At 62.3% G+C, this 836-nt stretch carries 1 protein-coding gene and 1 pseudogene; one reads left to right on the forward strand and one right to left on the reverse strand.

Going from position 1 to position 836, the window contains the following annotated elements:
* Positions 1-199 (forward strand): annotated as a pseudogene (locus ENZ74_RS33225) (polyphosphate kinase 2); the annotation flags it as partial.
* A gap of 51 nt (positions 200-250) precedes the next feature.
* Here ENZ74_RS33225 and ENZ74_RS33230 read toward each other — a convergent pair.
* The coding region (locus tag ENZ74_RS33230) for a dihydrofolate reductase family protein (protein ID WP_164761472.1) at positions 251-836 on the reverse strand (586 nt) is incomplete at its 5' end.

Genomic DNA, 836 nt, shown 5'->3' on the forward strand with positions numbered 1-836 from the left:
CATCCCGGAAGCGCCCTGGTTCATCGTCGAGGGCAACGACAAGAAACGCGCGCGGCTGAACTGCATCGACCATCTGCTCAAGCAGCTGCCTTACGAGGAAGTGCCGCACGAGGAGATCACTTTGCCGGAGCGCGTCTTCAACCCCGAATACGAACGCCAGGTGCTGCCGCGCGAGCTCTACGTGCCGGAGAAGTATTGAGGCAGACGAAGCTGCGATCTCCCCCACGAGGGGAGAGATTGGCTCTCCACCTTACGCCCGCTTGATGGTGACGTGCGTCGCGAGCGGGGTCGCCACCTGCTCGCTGCAGACATAGCCGAGCTTGAGCATGTCCAGGCCGGCAAAAAGGTTCTCGCCCGTGCCCAGCAGCAGCGGCGCGATCGCCAGATGCATCTCGTCGATCAGTTTTTCCTGCAGATATTGCCGTATGGTGGCGACGCCGCCGCCGACCCGCACATCCTTGCCGCCAGCGGCAGCCTTTGCCTGTTCAAGAGCTGAATGGATGCCGTCGACGACGAAGTGGAAAGTGGTGCCGCCCTCCATCGTGATCGGTTCCCGCTTGTGATGGGTCAGCACGAAAACCGGCACATGATAGGGCGGGTTGTCGCCCCACCAGCCTTTCCAGCTGTCGTCAGGCCATTCGCCGCGGATCGGTCCGAACATGTTGCGGCCGAGGATCCAGGCGCCGACATTTTCGAAGCTGCGCGCCGCGAACGCCTCGTTGACGTCGGTGGTGCCGCCATCTTGTCCGAGCACCATCTCGCGGAAGGTGCGGGTGTCGACAAACCACTTGTGCAAGGATTCCCCACCGACGGCGAGCGGATTTTGCAGATCCTGA

The organism is Mesorhizobium sp. M7A.F.Ca.CA.002.15.2.1, assembly GCF_003998715.1.
Classification (GTDB): domain Bacteria; phylum Pseudomonadota; class Alphaproteobacteria; order Rhizobiales; family Rhizobiaceae; genus Mesorhizobium; species Mesorhizobium ciceri.